Origin of the sequence: Neobacillus niacini (genome assembly GCF_030817695.1) — a bacterium.
Taxonomy (GTDB): domain Bacteria; phylum Bacillota; class Bacilli; order Bacillales; family Cytobacillaceae; genus Neobacillus; species Neobacillus niacini_F.
This window is the reverse complement of sequence record NZ_JAUSZQ010000002.1, coordinates 945,347-959,701: the sequence shown is the minus strand read 5'-3', so window position 1 is coordinate 959,701 and position 14,355 is coordinate 945,347. Positions and strand designations below refer to the sequence as shown.

16 protein-coding genes are annotated in these 14,355 nt (G+C 40.4%); 1 reads left to right on the top strand and 15 read right to left on the bottom strand.

The features are described from left to right. Positions 1–207: 207 nt before the first annotated feature. From QFZ28_RS04955 to QFZ28_RS29685, 15 genes are all read right to left on the bottom strand, one after another. Entirely contained in the window at positions 208–1,068 is an 861-nt protein-coding gene (locus tag QFZ28_RS04955) for a PhnE/PtxC family ABC transporter permease (protein ID WP_307193628.1), read from the bottom strand. Further along, positions 1,068–1,853, bottom strand: a complete 786-nt coding sequence (locus QFZ28_RS04950; protein WP_307193627.1) for a PhnE/PtxC family ABC transporter permease — start codon at positions 1,851–1,853, stop codon at positions 1,068–1,070. Before QFZ28_RS04950 ends, QFZ28_RS04955 begins: the two co-directional genes overlap by 1 nt. Continuing rightward, positions 1,843–2,631, bottom strand: a complete 789-nt coding sequence (phnC, locus tag QFZ28_RS04945; protein ID WP_307193626.1) for a phosphonate ABC transporter ATP-binding protein — start codon at positions 2,629–2,631, stop codon at positions 1,843–1,845. The genes QFZ28_RS04950 and phnC overlap by 11 nt, the downstream gene beginning before the upstream one ends. A gap of 28 nt (positions 2,632–2,659) precedes the next feature. Beyond that, positions 2,660–3,691 carry a phosphate/phosphite/phosphonate ABC transporter substrate-binding protein gene (gene phnD, locus QFZ28_RS04940; protein WP_307193625.1) on the bottom strand — a complete coding sequence of 344 codons (1,032 nt, stop codon included), beginning with the start codon at positions 3,689–3,691 and terminating at the stop codon, positions 2,660–2,662. A gap of 92 nt (positions 3,692–3,783) precedes the next feature. Continuing rightward, a complete protein-coding gene (locus QFZ28_RS04935) occupies positions 3,784–4,503 on the bottom strand; it encodes a phosphonate C-P lyase system protein PhnL (protein WP_307193624.1) in 720 nt (239 codons plus the stop codon). A gap of 27 nt (positions 4,504–4,530) precedes the next feature. Then, positions 4,531–5,709, bottom strand: a complete 1,179-nt coding sequence (gene phnM / locus QFZ28_RS04930) for a phosphonate metabolism protein PhnM (RefSeq protein WP_307193623.1) — start codon at positions 5,707–5,709, stop codon at positions 4,531–4,533. 32 nt (positions 5,710–5,741) lie between these two features. After that, complete coding sequence (locus QFZ28_RS04925) at positions 5,742–6,581, bottom strand: ATP-binding cassette domain-containing protein (protein WP_307193622.1); 840 nt, start codon at positions 6,579–6,581, stop codon at positions 5,742–5,744. After that, entirely contained in the window at positions 6,582–7,436 is an 855-nt protein-coding gene (locus tag QFZ28_RS04920) for an alpha-D-ribose 1-methylphosphonate 5-phosphate C-P-lyase PhnJ (protein ID WP_307193621.1), read from the bottom strand. Beyond that, a complete protein-coding gene (locus QFZ28_RS04915; RefSeq protein WP_307193620.1) occupies positions 7,436–8,560 on the bottom strand; it encodes a carbon-phosphorus lyase complex subunit PhnI in 1,125 nt (374 codons plus the stop codon). The genes QFZ28_RS04920 and QFZ28_RS04915 overlap by 1 nt, the downstream gene beginning before the upstream one ends. Then, a complete protein-coding gene (gene phnH, locus QFZ28_RS04910) occupies positions 8,560–9,165 on the bottom strand; it encodes a phosphonate C-P lyase system protein PhnH (RefSeq protein ID WP_307193619.1) in 606 nt (201 codons plus the stop codon). Before phnH ends, QFZ28_RS04915 begins: the two co-directional genes overlap by 1 nt. Positions 9,166–9,181: 16 nt before the next feature. Then, positions 9,182–9,607, bottom strand: coding sequence for a phosphonate C-P lyase system protein PhnG (gene phnG, locus QFZ28_RS04905; RefSeq protein ID WP_307193618.1), 426 nt, complete (start codon positions 9,605–9,607; stop codon positions 9,182–9,184). A gap of 1,110 nt (positions 9,608–10,717) precedes the next feature. Continuing rightward, positions 10,718–11,419 (bottom strand): GntR family transcriptional regulator, encoded by a 702-nt coding sequence (locus tag QFZ28_RS04900; protein ID WP_307193617.1) that lies wholly within the window; start codon positions 11,417–11,419, stop codon positions 10,718–10,720. Positions 11,420–11,530: 111 nt separating this feature from the next. Further along, positions 11,531–12,163 (bottom strand): DapH/DapD/GlmU-related protein, encoded by a 633-nt coding sequence (locus QFZ28_RS04895; protein WP_307193616.1) that lies wholly within the window; start codon positions 12,161–12,163, stop codon positions 11,531–11,533. A 17-nt stretch (positions 12,164–12,180) separates the two neighbouring features. Next, complete coding sequence (locus QFZ28_RS04890) at positions 12,181–13,056, bottom strand: PHP domain-containing protein (RefSeq protein ID WP_307193615.1); 876 nt, start codon at positions 13,054–13,056, stop codon at positions 12,181–12,183. A 142-nt stretch (positions 13,057–13,198) separates the two neighbouring features. Beyond that, positions 13,199–13,381: a TRAP transporter large permease subunit gene (locus tag QFZ28_RS29685; RefSeq protein ID WP_373428117.1), complete on the bottom strand. Its 183-nt coding sequence runs from the start codon at positions 13,379–13,381 to the stop codon at positions 13,199–13,201. Positions 13,382–13,551: 170 nt separating this feature from the next. Here QFZ28_RS29685 and QFZ28_RS04885 point away from each other — a divergent pair, with 170 nt between their 5' ends. Continuing rightward, positions 13,552–14,091 carry a DoxX family membrane protein gene (locus QFZ28_RS04885; protein WP_307193614.1) on the top strand — a complete coding sequence of 180 codons (540 nt, stop codon included), beginning with the start codon at positions 13,552–13,554 and terminating at the stop codon, positions 14,089–14,091. Positions 14,092–14,355 lie beyond the last annotated feature (264 nt).

The window sequence follows — 14,355 nt, the reverse complement described above, 5'->3', positions numbered from 1 at the left end:
CATTCCGACTTTATAGACTTCATTTTTAAAAAAGTTTATCAATATAGATTCTTCCTATATTTTCCCCTGCAATGCAAAAAGCAAACCAATTTATAGCCATACCATTAGACAAAAAAAAGTGGAGAGCTCAACTCTCCACACTTTCAGGGACGGTTCTCATGGTTTTTTTTGTTAACTTTGGACCACAAGAACCGTCCCCATGTCCCCCTACCCATTGACCTTTAGCTTCTTTTTTAATCGGATTGCAACAATTTCCAGAAGGATGGCAATGGCTAGGATGAAATAGGTGATGGCCCCGATTTCCCTTATGTCTAAGTAGAAATTGCTGGCCATGAACATGTCAAAGCCGATTCCACCAGCACCTGCTGCAGCTCCCATTGCGATGGCAACCGCGAAGTTAATTTCAAATCGAAGGAATGTCCACGAAATCATATACGTGAGAGAGGACGGAATAACAGCTTGAAAGATAATCTGCCACCAGTTTGCTCCGCTCGCTTGAAGGGCTTCGATCACTCCCTTGTCTAATTCTTCAAAGGACTCAGAATACGCCTTTACTAAATAGCTGACTGAATGGAACGTCATTCCTATGACAGCGGCCACACTCCCAAGGCCTGCCGCAACCGCAAAGATTAACACCCATAAAACGGTCGGAACGGCTCTTATAAGAGCCACAAATCCCTTAATCACAGTAGAAACTCGTTTATTCGTCAGATTTTCAGCAGCTAGTAATCCCAAAAATACTGCGATGATCGCTCCAAACAAAGTGGTTAAAAAAGCGAGACCCAATGTGACAAAAACTTGATAAAGCGCGTGGGTAAAGGTAAAATGCTCAAGATGTGGCTCTAGAAACATTGCTTTTAGGTTCGCAAAAGTGGATAGAACCGCTTCTCCAACATTGAGCTCTTTGTAGTCGAAACTATAAAATGCGTAAATGGATAGAAGTGTTAGGACGACAATGGTGCTTCTTAAAACAACAGACGATTTCGTCACCGTTTTTATTCTAATTTTTTTATGCAGGTGTGGCTCCAGTAATTGTTTTGCTGAGGTTATTTGTTCATTTGCTTCCATTACAGAACCACCCTTCTGACGTAATTCGATACAGTTTCTATGAATAATATTGCTGCGATAATGACGACAACAACCAAAGCGGCGACATCATAGTTTAAATTCTTATAATACAAGTTAAAAGTAAACCCAATTCCTGAGCCAGTAAGCAGCCCAATCAGGGTGGCACTTCTTATATTTGTTTCAATCATAAATAAGATCCAGCTGATCATTTGTGGAAGGCTTGATGGAATCACCGACTGAAAGATAATCGAAAAGTAACCCGCCCCAGTCGCTTGTAACGCTTCAACCGAACCGCCGCTGACCTCATCAATTGTTTCAACAAAAGCTCTTGTTAAAAAGCCAAACGAACCAAAAAACAAGGCAAAATAACCTGTTAATGAACTTTGACCGAATGAGAATAGTAGAATCATCGCCCAGGCCGCCACATCGATATTTCGAAAAATGGTCGCAATTCCTCTGCTAATACTACCAAAAAAGGCATTGACTCTCGTTGTATTCGAGCCAAGAATCGCAAAGAGTAAAGCAAATACAGCACCCGTAGTCGTTGCTGCAATCGAAACCAACAGCGTTTCGATTAGCTTATCGAGAATATCAGGCAGTTTCGTTAATGACTCCTGCGTTGGATAAAAGTTCGCCAAACCCCATTCCACTGCTTTTGGTAGAGAAGTAAAGCCTTTGGCGACATTGTACTCAGTGATGATAATGGCTAGTACCGTGACAACTCCTAAAATGGATAGGAACCCCAGGGTATTTCGTTTCTTTTTTGCAAAGTAATCAGCTTGCATGGATGCCTCCTACATCAAAAATAAGATCCTCAGCTTCCGATCCGTAAATTCGCTGAATATCTTCTTTTGTTATGTTTTTAGGCGAGCCATTATAAACAACTTGACCATGGTTAACCCCGATGATTTTATCACTGTACTTCAACGCCACATCCACTTGATGGAGATTTACAAGAACGGTAATGCCCATTGTCCTTGAAATGTTTTTCAAGTGATCCATAATGGTCTTGGCAGAATTGGGATCAAGTGAAGCAATGGGCTCATCACACAATAGCATCCGAGGATTTTGAATCAGCGCACGAGCGATTCCAACTCGCTGCTTTTGACCGCCGCTCAATTGATCCGCACGTTTATAAATGTGTTGTTCTAAACCAAGAACTTTTAGAAGATTAACTGCCTGCTCCTTTTCTTCTTGATTATAAAGACCGAAAACTCCAGCCAATGTTGATTTTTTTCCTAAATTGCCATGAAGCGTATTTTCGATCACACTTAAGCGATTGACTAGATTATAGTGCTGAAAAATCATTCCAATTTTCGTGCGGATCAATTTTAAGTCCTTTTTCTTCAGATTCATCACGTTCATGTTATCAAAGATAATTTCACCGCTCGTTGCATCAATCATCCGATTAATACAACGAAGGAGAGTGGATTTCCCCGCTCCAGATGGACCGATGATCGAAACAAACTCTCCTTCATGAACGGAGAAGTTAACATCTGATAACGCCTTCGTATCACGCCCAAATTGTTTGGAAACATGATTTACTTCTAATAAGACTGTCATAGGTTAACTCTCCTTACTATTTGGTTACTTATTTAGAAAGCTCACGAATTGGGTTGAACCAAGCATCCTCTACTTCTACTAAGCGCTCGTCTGCCGTTTTCTTAAACAAGCCTGAAAACTCAGAATCCTCTGGAACGAAGACTTTTTCGTTGTTCGTAATCTCATCCGATGTCATCACTTCAAGAAGTTGAGCTTGAAGATCTTCATTCACAGTCTCTGTGTTGATGACAAATGGTGCATTTAGAACTGGAGTAACAGAGATAAGAGAAAATTCTTTTCCAACTACGGTGTTAAATGGTTCCGCTGCATCACTTTTTACCTTATAAACCGCACCAGGACGGTTCACTTCCCCATCAGCTAGTTCTACATAATTGTTCACACATGTATCACAGAAAGCTGCTACATCCGCTTTTCCTGATAAAAGATTGACCGCTGAACCTTGGTGTGAACCACCGTATAAAACTTCGCTAAAGAATTTATCCTCGCCGCCTTCAAGCAAATCTTCTGCTGTTAAGTCTTTGAACTCACCCATTTTACTGAAGTAATCAACGATTCCTGTTGATGGAACTTTAAAACCAGATGTTGAACTATTAGATACAAATGAGAATTTCTTGCCTTGAATCGAGTCAATCACAAACTCATCGCCATTCTGATATTCATCGACATTGTCTTTATTTACGGCTAACCAGCTATAATATACCGCATCATCCAAGGTACCAGAAGCACCAGATGGAACTACCAAAGGAAGAACTTTGTCATTTTTGTTATGTGCTTCAATGTAGCCTTGTGCTCCTAAGAAAGCCAAATCCGCATTTCCATTGGCTATTGCTTCAATCGCAACAATATAATCTGTCGTTGTTTGATGCTCGACCTTTTTACCTGTTTTCTCTTCGATTATTTTTCCAATTTCATCACGAGCTTCGGTAAGATCTGCCCCAGATTCATTTGGAAGCCAAGCGATGGTGAGGGTATCTTTATCTCCAGCTCCCGCAGAAGCTGAACAACCCGCAAATACGACTAACATAACTAAAGAAAGTAAAAATAATAACGTCTTTTTCATCATCAAACTCCTCGCTCTTTTTTTAAAATTTGGCTACTTCCATACTGTAACAACAAATTGTCAAGCTGCTATTAATCTTATATAAAGATTTGTTAAGAGTTGGTAAAACTAGTAGAATGAGAGAAAATTCCATTTTGCATGTTGTACTCTTGATTACATAAATTATTCATAAACTCAAGGTCATGAAAGATTCCAAGCATCGTTGTTCCTTCCTTCATGAGCTGTTCAATGAGAAGTTTCACCTTTAGTTTAGAATCATGATCCAAACTTGCTGTAGGTTCATCTAATAGCAATAATCTCGGTTTTTTTACCATCGCCCGTGCGATATTAAGCCTCAGCTTTTCACCTCCGGAAAAAGTGGTTGGGTAGCTGCCCCATAATTCTTCATCCAATTCAAAATGCGCGAGAATCTTCTCCGTTTCTTTTTCCGCCAAGTCATGATCGTCCCCCATTTCAAGGATGGCTTGTTTCACAAGCTGCCGAGCCGTCGTTCGCGGCATGACATTTAAAAATTGGGATACATAGCCGATTTCATGCTTCCTTAAATAAAGCAGTTCTCGTTCCGTTGCCTCTGCTAAATTAATTCGCCCGAACTTTTTTGAATGGTACCAAATACTCCCTTGCTGGATCCGATACGTTCCATAAATACATTTTAAAATGGTCGACTTGCCGCTTCCGCTTTTCCCCGTAATCCCGACAAATTCTCCTTCTTTTATCTGAATATCCACACTGCTGACAGCCCGGATATGTTTTCCCAAATTATGAAGGTCAAACGATTTGGATAAGTTCTTAATCTCTAGAAGGGTCTTCACCCACTCACCTGCTTTCTAAAATAAGCGTTAAATTCGATAATTGGTCTTTTGAATCAGTTTTCCGTCCACAAATACTCCCGTAATCACTGGAAAATCATCACTAATTTTTTCAATGATCAGTAAGTCTGCTTTCTTTCCTTCACGGATTGAGCCAATTTCTCGATCCATTTTTACAGCTTTTGCAGGGTTAATACTGACAAGCTTTATCATGTCAACTAAATCCATCCCATAGTTTTCAACCAGCTCAAAGATGGAATGAAGCATCGCGGCCGGATAGTAATCACTGCACAAGATATCAATACATTGGTATTGAATCGCTTCAGCTGCGCCCAAGTTTCCACTGTGAGAACCGCCAAGGAGGACATTTGGAGCACCGGCAATCGTATACATGCCAAGCTCCTTCGCTCGGCGTGCTACCTCTAACGTGATGGGAAATTCACTAATGGTCGTCCCAAAGCTGGAAATGAGTTCGAGCTTTTCAAGGCTATCGTCATCATGGGAAGCAACGGCAATATGGTGATCATGCGCAAGCTGCGTGATTTCCTTTATATCTTCAATCGACAGCTTCTCCTTCGTTTGGTGATTATGAATGAGTACATCAATCGATGAATCACTGAGATTGTTATAGCTTTTCACGGTATTTCGGTAAATTTCCAGGTGACGATACTGACCCTGTCCAGGAGTATGATCCATAAATGAAACTAAATGGACTTTGTTCTCTTTTATATAGCCTTTGAGATTTTCTACTTCTTCCACATTATCAATCTCAAATCTTGCATGGAATCGATGGCGGACCAGGTGCTTCATTCTGTGGGTCCGGTCGATTAAATCAATAAACTTCCGAACATTTTCAGGCTCACGAATCGGCTTATATTCATAATCACTCCCTTTGAACAAGGAAAGAGAATGGAACATCGTCGTAATACCATGAGAGATAAGCTGTTTCTCTGTTTCTCGTAAAGCCAAATCAAAATTCATCAGTGAGGTCGGTCGAGGTGCAGCCATATGCTCAATGTAGTCCGAATGGATATCGATAAATCCTGGAGAAATATAGCCTCCTGCTGCATCAATTACCTCTATCTGTTCCTCAAATTTAATCTCACCTTTAGGAGCAATTTTCGTAATTCTATCCTCTTCAATTAACAGATCATAGCCATGCAAAACCGCTTCTTCGGTGATTAATCTTCCATTTGTAATCACAAACAAACTACTTCCCCCTAAATTTCAGTATGGCAGCCTTACAGCAAGGAATGAACAAGCTGCTGTGTATATCGGTGCTGCGGGTCCTCGAGGATTTGATCCGTTAACCCTTGCTCAATCACCCTTCCCTCCAACATCACGAGTGTTCTGTCTGCGAGCATACGAATAACGCCTAAATCATGTGAAACGAGAACAATACTGATATTTAATTCGCGCTGCAGACTTTTAATTAAGTCGAGGACACTCGCTTGTACCGAAAGATCCAACCCAGTCGTTACTTCATCTAGTAAAAGAAGCGGAGGGCGATTGGAAAGAGCTTTGGCAATTTGAACCCGCTGCTGCATTCCCCCCGAAAAGTTTTTCGGCGCCTCTTTTCGGCGATGCACAGGGATGTTTACTTTATTTAGAAGTTCCGTCCCTCTGTTTTCCATCATGCCAACATGTTGGTGGCCAGCTGCTATCAGCTTCTCGGCAATATTCCCAATCGATGAAAAGTTCATTTTTAAACCCAATAAAGGATTTTGATAGACTTTCCCCATGATGTTGTTACGAATATAGCGTTGCTGCTGAGAGGACTCTTGAAACAGATTCTTCTCACCATTATGGTAGTCTGCTAGATAGGCCTCTCCTTGTGATACTTCCTGGTCAAAGTAAAGGCATTGCATCAATGTGGATTTTCCACTGCCACTCTCTCCGACAATACCAAGAACTTCTCCGGGAAAAACATCAAAGGATACATCTCTACAGGCATAAACCGTTCCACAAATCGGACAATAATTTTTAACGAGAGTTTCTCCGTCTTGGCAATGTAAACATCCTTTACCAAACTGCTTATTTAAGTTTTTAATCGACAACACCGGTACTTCAAATTCAGCCATTTATTTCACTCCAAATGGTTCGACTTCATTTAATGTTTCAATACAATAGCTTGTATCATTACATTGATAGAACGTTTCATTGGTTCCTTCATCTACAAGCTCATCCAAAAAGACCCCCGTTGAACCACATAACCTGCACTGCTTGTCAAGAAAGGACTCCGGCTCAAACGGATAATCTTCAAAATCGAGCGATACGACCTTTGTATACGGCGGGACAGCGTACACTTTCTTTTCACGACCCGCTCCTAACAGAATGAGTGCTTCACTTTCATGCATTTTCGGATTATCAAATCGCGGAATCGGACTCGGTGCCATTACATATCGATCATGAACCATCACAGGGTGATCCGCACCTGTTGTCATACTTCCATATTTCATAATCTGTTCAAACAGCATTAACCAAGCACCACTATATTCTTTCTCTGCGTGAAGTTTTTTCGTTTCATTCTCGCTCGGCTCATAATAGCGGAGCGGTTCAGGAAGCGGCACCTGCAAAATGAGAATTTGATCCTGTCTTAGCGGCACCTCGGGAATTCGATGTCTCGATTGAATAAGGGTTGCAAGAGCGGTATGGTCCGTTGTTTCCACCCCAGTCGTATCAGAAACGAGCTTTTTAATATTGACCGCATTAACGGATTCATCCGATCCTTGATCAATGACTTTTAGAACATCCTTTTTGCCAATTAACGATAGCGTTAACTGCAAACCGCCAGTTCCCCATCCTCTGCCAATCGGCATTTCTCTTGAGGCAAATGGAACTTGGTAACCAGGTATACCAATCGCCTTTAGCGTCGCTCTTCTAATTTCTCTTTTTGAACCTTCGTCAAAAAAAGCAAAGTTATAGGCTGTATTCATCACCTTTTCACCTCTTGTTTTTCCTCATGTTTCGACCCTTCTTTCTTCGTTTTCCGTACGCTGTCAAGCTTGGATTGGAAGGTAACATAATGAGGCATTTTCAAATGCGAAATAAAGCCCGTCGATTCCACTGAATCAATATGATAAAGAACAAATTCTTCATTATGGCTAGGAAATTCCAGCGATGGATGTTCAAGACAATTATCTAAAATACCCATTGCAATCGCCTTTGTTTCATTTTGGCCAAACACAAGGCCGTAGCCGATTTCAAACTCTAATTCTTTTTTTCCGTATTCTTTTTCAACCGTAACCGGCATGAGCATTTCCGTTTCGGTGACCTTTACTTCGCCAATATAAAAGGCATCATCCTCATCACCTGCATCGGTTGGATGATCAATCGTAACGGGCAAGGTGCCAACGCGAAGCTCGCCGACAGTCGGATGCAAGGCTCCATATCCCCTAATGACCGCATAAGCAAGGGAAGTAACAGCCCCTGTTTCACCTCTTGTTAAAATTTGCAGTCGTTGACTTCTGCTCGAAGGAAATTCCAGACTTTCTCTCGTTACATCATCCGGTTCAATGTCGTTGTTTTCGCAAGGGGGGATTAAGCCCTCTTTACGCAAATAATCGAGCACCTTTGGTAACGTCAGCCTTTGCTCATCGCCTGGAAAGCTTTCCTTTAGATAATGATGAAGCCATTCCTGGACGTCTGCGTCACTTTCATCCATTAAGTTAAAATCGAGCAGCCGATGGGTATAATCAGTTGTTGCCCCAAGGATTTGTCCACCGGGGATATCTTTAAAGCTTGCCGAGATCCGGCGCTCCACATTCATTTGTTCTGTTTCGATTACTCTGGAATAATGCTTTCGAGGGACCGTCGAACGATAAGCTCTTAACAGAAAGACGGCCTCTTCTGGATTTCCTTCTGCTTGTTTGATCGCCAGGGCAGCCAACGTCTCATTGTATAAACTGCTTTCGGACATCACCTGATCAACCAATCCGCGCATACCGGCTTTAATTTTTTCTACTTCTAAAGTTTGTCCATGACGGACTCTTTCATATTTCAAAGTTTTGATTGACTCTTCAATCGCACGCGTACCACCTTTTACGGCAACATAACCCATTAACCCATCACCCGATTCCTAGTAATTTGTGTGGTTCTAGGCAATGCGATTAGCTGATGATGTTGATCGATAAAAATCAAATCAATCCCTAACGGATATTCCTTGTTTTTTTCCTGGCGGCTTTCCACCCAGGTTTCATTGACATCCATATGAATAAGTTCTGTTGTATGAATTCCTGGCCCCTTTAGCAATAGGGCTTCTCCGCTTGTCACAGATTTTGCTTCAACGATAAGGAAGGCAGATTTATGTGGGTTTTTTAACGTCCCAACCTTCGCATGGTTAATGGCCTCTTCAAAACAACCTTTCTCAGCATCTTGAAGGATTAATAGAAAATCAGCCTTCTTTGCTTCTGTCGGCTTTGCATAGGTTAACTGATTAATAGTCTTCGAAACACTATCTGCTTGAGGTGAAAAAACCTTAAAAGAAACTTCCTGATCAAATAAGGTTTGGGCTACCAATAAAACAGAAGCACTGCAGCTATTTTTATCCTCTTCTTCTACTAAAGCTGCCTCCTTCCTCAAATCGGAAATGAGTCCTGGTCTTGAAGTAGAATCCACCAATTTTCGATAAACAGATTGAAGATCGTGAACGATATCTAGTGTCAAAATCTTTTCCTCCTCATTAAACATCCATCGTTTCAAAGTTTACTTTTGTTTTTAAGATAGAATGGCTGGCAGCAGCTTTCTGCTCCTGAATGACTTTCTCCTCGTTTTCAAGCAGCAACTCCATCCACCTAATCGTTTCAGGCATCATCGCTTCAAACGCGGCGTCAATCACAGCGAGATGATACGAAAGCTCAGGCTGATCTCCCGCCACGATGCCAATTCCAATGTTTCCTAGTATTTGAACCTTACATTCTGTTACCAACACTTCACCGGGATAAAACAGGCTTTTTTGGGAAGTTTCTCGGACTTTCAACATCACTAAGCCACTTTCTGGCTCTTGAATGACCTTCACCTGGTATTTATCTTGTATACAATGGGCCATGTCCTCTGCTAGTTTTTGAGAGCCATTGATTAAAATCTCTGTTCTTCGTCTTCTTTTCATCTAAGGCCTCCTACTGTCTTTGTTCTACATGTTTAACTCTATCTTGTTGCCAAGTGAGCGAACGTAAAAGGATGGTTAAGTTTGTATGGGTTTTGTAAATGACGTTTGAATTGTTTGCTTCTGTAAATAAAAAAATCGGCTTCTTAATGGCCGATTTTTTTAAAAGGCGGTTTTCGCATTGATTGTTGTTTTTTAACTGATTTAACTTAGGGCTTGAGGACAAATCTCATGAGTGGCCAGAAAGATTTGTCTTTAATCGAGGGGCTTGAGGACAAATCTCATGAGGTGGAAAGAAAGATTTGTCTTTAATCGAGGAGCTTGGGGACAAATCTCATGAGTGGCTAGAAAGATTTGTCTTTAATCGAGGGGCTTGGGGACAAATCTCATGAGGTGGAAAGAATGATTTGTCTTCAATCTAGGGCCTTGGGGACAAATCTCATGAGTGGCTAGAAAGATTTGTCTTTAATCGAGGGGCTTGAGGACAAATCGCACAAGGTGGAAAGGTAGATTTGTCTTCAATCGAGGGGCTTGGGGACAAATCGCACAAGATGGAAAGAATGATTTGTCTTTAATCCAGGGGCTTGGGGACAAATCTCATGAGGTGGAAAGAAAGATTTGTCTTCAATCGAGGGGCTTGGGGACAAATCTCATGAGGTGGAAAGAATGATTTGTCTTCAATCAAGGGGCTTGAGGACAAATTTCATAAGTGGCCAATAAGATTTGTCTTCAATCGAGGGGCTTGGGGACAAATCTCATGAGGTGGAAAGAATGATTTGTCTTCAATCAAGGGCCTTGGGGACAAATCTCATGAGGTGGAAAGAAAGATTTGTCTTTAATCGAGGGGCTTGAGGACAAATTTCATAAGTGGCCAATAAGATTTGTCTTCAATCGAGGGGCTTGGGGACAAATCTCATGAGGTGGAAAGAATGATTTGTCTTCAATCAAGGGCCTTGGGGACAAATCTCATGAGGTGGAAAGAAAGATTTGTCTTTAATCGAGGGGCTTGAGGACAAATCGCACTAGGTGGAAAGAATGATTTGTCTTTAATCGAGGGGCTTGAGGACAAATCGTACGCATGCCCCTTCTTTCGGACAGGACCTAACAACACCTTTAGATCACATAAGTAAAACAATCACTGCGATACATAATCTTTGAATATTCAAGCACTGTCCCGGTTTTCTGATCTACACAGCCTGATTCTAAGAGTAAAAGGGGTACCAGGCTGGGACATTTCAATAGATCTCGTTCTACTTTACTTGGAAAAACAACACTCAATTGGCTGCGAGTCGATTGAAAACCTGTGTAGCCTTGTTGTCGATAATAGTGAAAAATTGAGTAAATTTCCTGCCCATCCTTATCAATATTTTCAAAAAGAGATTGAGATAAGTATGATGTATGAACAGCAATCGGACAGTCATCAACGATGCGTAACCGACTAATCTTATACACAGCGTCTTCACGGTTCACTTGTAAGGTATGATAAATGGAAGAATCGTATGGAATTTTTTCACAGGATAGATTGATTGTCTTAGAATCATGCTTTAATTCCTTCATTTTTTCAGTAAAACTCACATCTCCGGTTAAAATAAGCGGTATTTGTAGTTTCTGATTTTGAACATAGCTGCCTTTTCCTTGCTTCGAAAAAATATAACCAAGCTCCTGCAAGCGCTCATATACCTTTCGAATCACCATTCTTGGTACTTTATACAGATCGGCCAGTTCATTTTCCGATGGTAATTTGTCATTAGGCTTATATTTGCCTTCTCTTATTTCCGAAATCAACCGATCTACTAATAAAGTTTTTTCAGACATCAAGGCTTGCCCCTTTCGACACGAACTCTATGTCTAGTATATCGTCTGAATATAAAATTAAGGTTAAGTCTATGTAAATTATTAGAAAAAGCCCTAATCCAGGACTAGGACTTACCCGTGCTTTTTTAGGAAGGCGTCTACATCGTTTAATTCATCAAAATGGGCTTCAAGTTTTTTCCTTGGCCAATCCCACCAGGCAATTTCAAGCAATCGATCCGCTACTTCTTTTGAAAACCTTCTTTTAATGGGCTTGCCAGGAACCCCAACGACGATCGTATACGGCTCAACGTCTTTCGTCACAACCGCCCCCGATCCAACGACAGCTCCCGTACCAATCTCTACGCCTTTCATAATAATCGCACCATGACCGATCCATACATCATGACCAATTTTCACGGTTTGCGTCCTCCGCCAATTAAAAAGGCCTTCATCATCCTCATCAGCAAAGTCGTATGCCACCTTTCGATAGGTCATATGGTGCTGGCTGACTCGGTCCATTGGGTGCTGAACCGGATTAATACATACGTGGGACGCAATCGAACAAAACTTACCTATCTCCGCATAGTTAACCGTCACATCATCCATCGTGTAGGTATAATCACCAAAGGTGGACTCAATGATATGATTATTTTCTCCAATAGACGTCCATTCCCCTGCGTAACTATTGATAATATGACTTGAATCAGCGAAGCTTGGAGTGATGGATAGCTTCTTTTCTTTTTTGGGCTGATAGATAAATGGCATAGGAATGGTTCAGCTCCTTATTGAAATGAATTGGTTTTTGCAGTCCGCCCTCTTCTCGCTAGTAATGCTTCAAGAGTCTCCATTCCAGGGCTTTTACTCCCAAGCAGCACAGGTTGTTCTCCATACTCACCATGAAAGTCAGAACCGCCTGTCATGATAAGGTCATATTTCCTTGCCAGCTGTCTGGCTTGTTCTTCATGTTTCTCATCATGCAGCGGATGCCAAACCTCGATGCCCTGCAATCCAGCTTCCACTAATTCAGGCACCAATTCAAAGTTGCCATACTGACCCGGATGAGCAAGCACGGGTACTCCTCCAGCAAGAAGAATAACCTGAACAGCTATTTTGGCCTCCATATATTTCATTGGAATAAAAGCAATTCCCTCCTCCTCACCATTTTGTCCGCGATTAAATAATTTTTTATAAAGCAGGCCATAAATGGAAGTGGTATATCCTGCTTCAATCAATGCATGCATGATATGCTGCTTATAAACGCCTGTTCCTCCATGAGCAATTTCCTTACAACGCTCCCATGAAATCTGATACCCTGCAGCGATTAATCTTTCAACCATTTCCTCAGAAGCTTTGTGTCTTTGGTTAACGAGTGGTTGACAAATCGTTTCAATCCCCTCATGACTGCCAGGTTCAATAAAATAACCGAGAATGTGTGCACGCCGGCCTCTTTTAAAATCAAACCCTGACATCTCAATACCTGGAATGACTTCAATTCCATATCTCTTTCCTGTTTCAACTGCCTCTTCAAGACCTCTCGTGGTGTCATGGTTCGTAACCGCTAAGTGTGTAACCCCTTGTGCAAGAGCTAACTCCAATACTTCATCAATCGACAATGGACAATCTGAAATATTCGTATGACAATGTAACTCAATTTTCACGTAGGTCCCTCCTTTATCTATGCTTTAAGAATAACTTGGTACCAAGTTAAAAGTGTTAATTGCGGGTAAATTGTTTGTAAATAAAGTAAGGGGTCTAACCCAATGTCACTAACATTGTGGTTGACCCCCTATATGTGCTTCCCTATTCCCCAGAGAAAAACTCCATTGGAACAGTTACTAATTCTGGAATAAAGATTAATAAGAAAAGAATAGCGACTTCTACGATGAGGAACGGGGTGATGGCTCTAATCAAACGTTCCATACTTATTTTACCTGCACCAACCGCAACATTTAGAACGGTTCCAACTGGCGGGTAATAATAAATTTACGGATAAATTTTGCGCACAGGAAACTTTTATGTGAAGAGGAAACATTTTAACCTATTTGACATACAATTCATTAGGGAAAATACTTAAACAACTTTTAGTGCTTTTTTAACTAAAAAGTTTCCTTAGGGCAAAAAATTACTTAGGAAAAATAAAGGAGAGAAATTTTATGAAAATAAAAAAATGTGTAGGATTGTATCCATCACTTATTGTTTTAATGCGCATTCTTTTTGGAGTAGGTTGGTTATTAGCAGGAGTGACTAAAATTACTGACAAGTTATGGTTTAACCAACCAGGTTTATTTTTGAAGGATTATCTAATCAGTTCATTACAAAGGTCCAATGTCCCACCCTTTTATAAAGTTTTTTTAGAGAATATAGCTTTAGAACATGTAATGATTTTGAACTACGTTATCCCAATTGTCCAAATTATGCTTGGTATATTTCTTATAGCAGGTTTATTTACCATACCTTCCATCCTTTCTTGTCTCTTTATGCACATTAATTTTATACTTTCTGGAAATATAAATTTAATTAGCCTTATTCTTTATACAAGTGCATTTTCATTAATTATTTTTAGGTCAAATATATATCACTTCAGTCTCGATAAATATTTTAAAATAGATACTCTGTTGGTCATCAATAAAAAAGAAGGCAAAAGAACTATCTCCATACCATCTAATAAAGACAAAAATTATAGTAGTTCTTAAATAGTGCTTTTAGTTAATATGTCTTTTAACATTGTACCTATCCAATAGAGCAAGCCTATAATATTAAACAAAATAAAAACATATAACATAATTGTTGTAATCTTCAATGTTCATTCCCCCATACTACTTAATTTTGTGCTAATAACTTTATTTTAAATTAACTTCTAAAATACCACTTGAATTTTATTAAAAATTAAAAACCGTCCTTAATGTGACGGTTTCCTTTTGTACTTCATTGATCTTGTTCAATTTATGATACGGTTA

What these genes read in the sequence shown, in the direction of transcription:
- QFZ28_RS04955 (WP_307193628.1), bottom strand. Translation starts at nt 1,068, where the DNA reads ATGGAAGCAAATGAACAAATAACCTCAGCAAAACAATTACTGGAGCCA.
- QFZ28_RS04950 (WP_307193627.1), bottom strand. Translation starts at nt 1,853, where the DNA reads ATGCAAGCTGATTACTTTGCAAAAAAGAAACGAAATACCCTGGGGTTC.
- phnC (WP_307193626.1), bottom strand. Translation starts at nt 2,631, where the DNA reads ATGACAGTCTTATTAGAAGTAAATCATGTTTCCAAACAATTTGGGCGT.
- phnD (WP_307193625.1), bottom strand. Translation starts at nt 3,691, where the DNA reads ATGAAAAAGACGTTATTATTTTTACTTTCTTTAGTTATGTTAGTCGTA.
- QFZ28_RS04925 (WP_307193622.1), bottom strand. Translation starts at nt 6,581, where the DNA reads ATGGCTGAATTTGAAGTACCGGTGTTGTCGATTAAAAACTTAAATAAG.
- QFZ28_RS04920 (WP_307193621.1), bottom strand. Translation starts at nt 7,436, where the DNA reads ATGAATACAGCCTATAACTTTGCTTTTTTTGACGAAGGTTCAAAAAGA.
- QFZ28_RS04915 (WP_307193620.1), bottom strand. Translation starts at nt 8,560, where the DNA reads ATGGGTTATGTTGCCGTAAAAGGTGGTACGCGTGCGATTGAAGAGTCA.
- phnG (WP_307193618.1), bottom strand. Translation starts at nt 9,607, where the DNA reads ATGAAAAGAAGACGAAGAACAGAGATTTTAATCAATGGCTCTCAAAAA.
- QFZ28_RS04900 (WP_307193617.1), bottom strand. Translation starts at nt 11,419, where the DNA reads ATGTCTGAAAAAACTTTATTAGTAGATCGGTTGATTTCGGAAATAAGA.
- QFZ28_RS04895 (WP_307193616.1), bottom strand. Translation starts at nt 12,163, where the DNA reads ATGCCATTTATCTATCAGCCCAAAAAAGAAAAGAAGCTATCCATCACT.
- QFZ28_RS04885 (WP_307193614.1), top strand. Translation starts at nt 13,552, where the DNA reads ATGAAAATAAAAAAATGTGTAGGATTGTATCCATCACTTATTGTTTTA.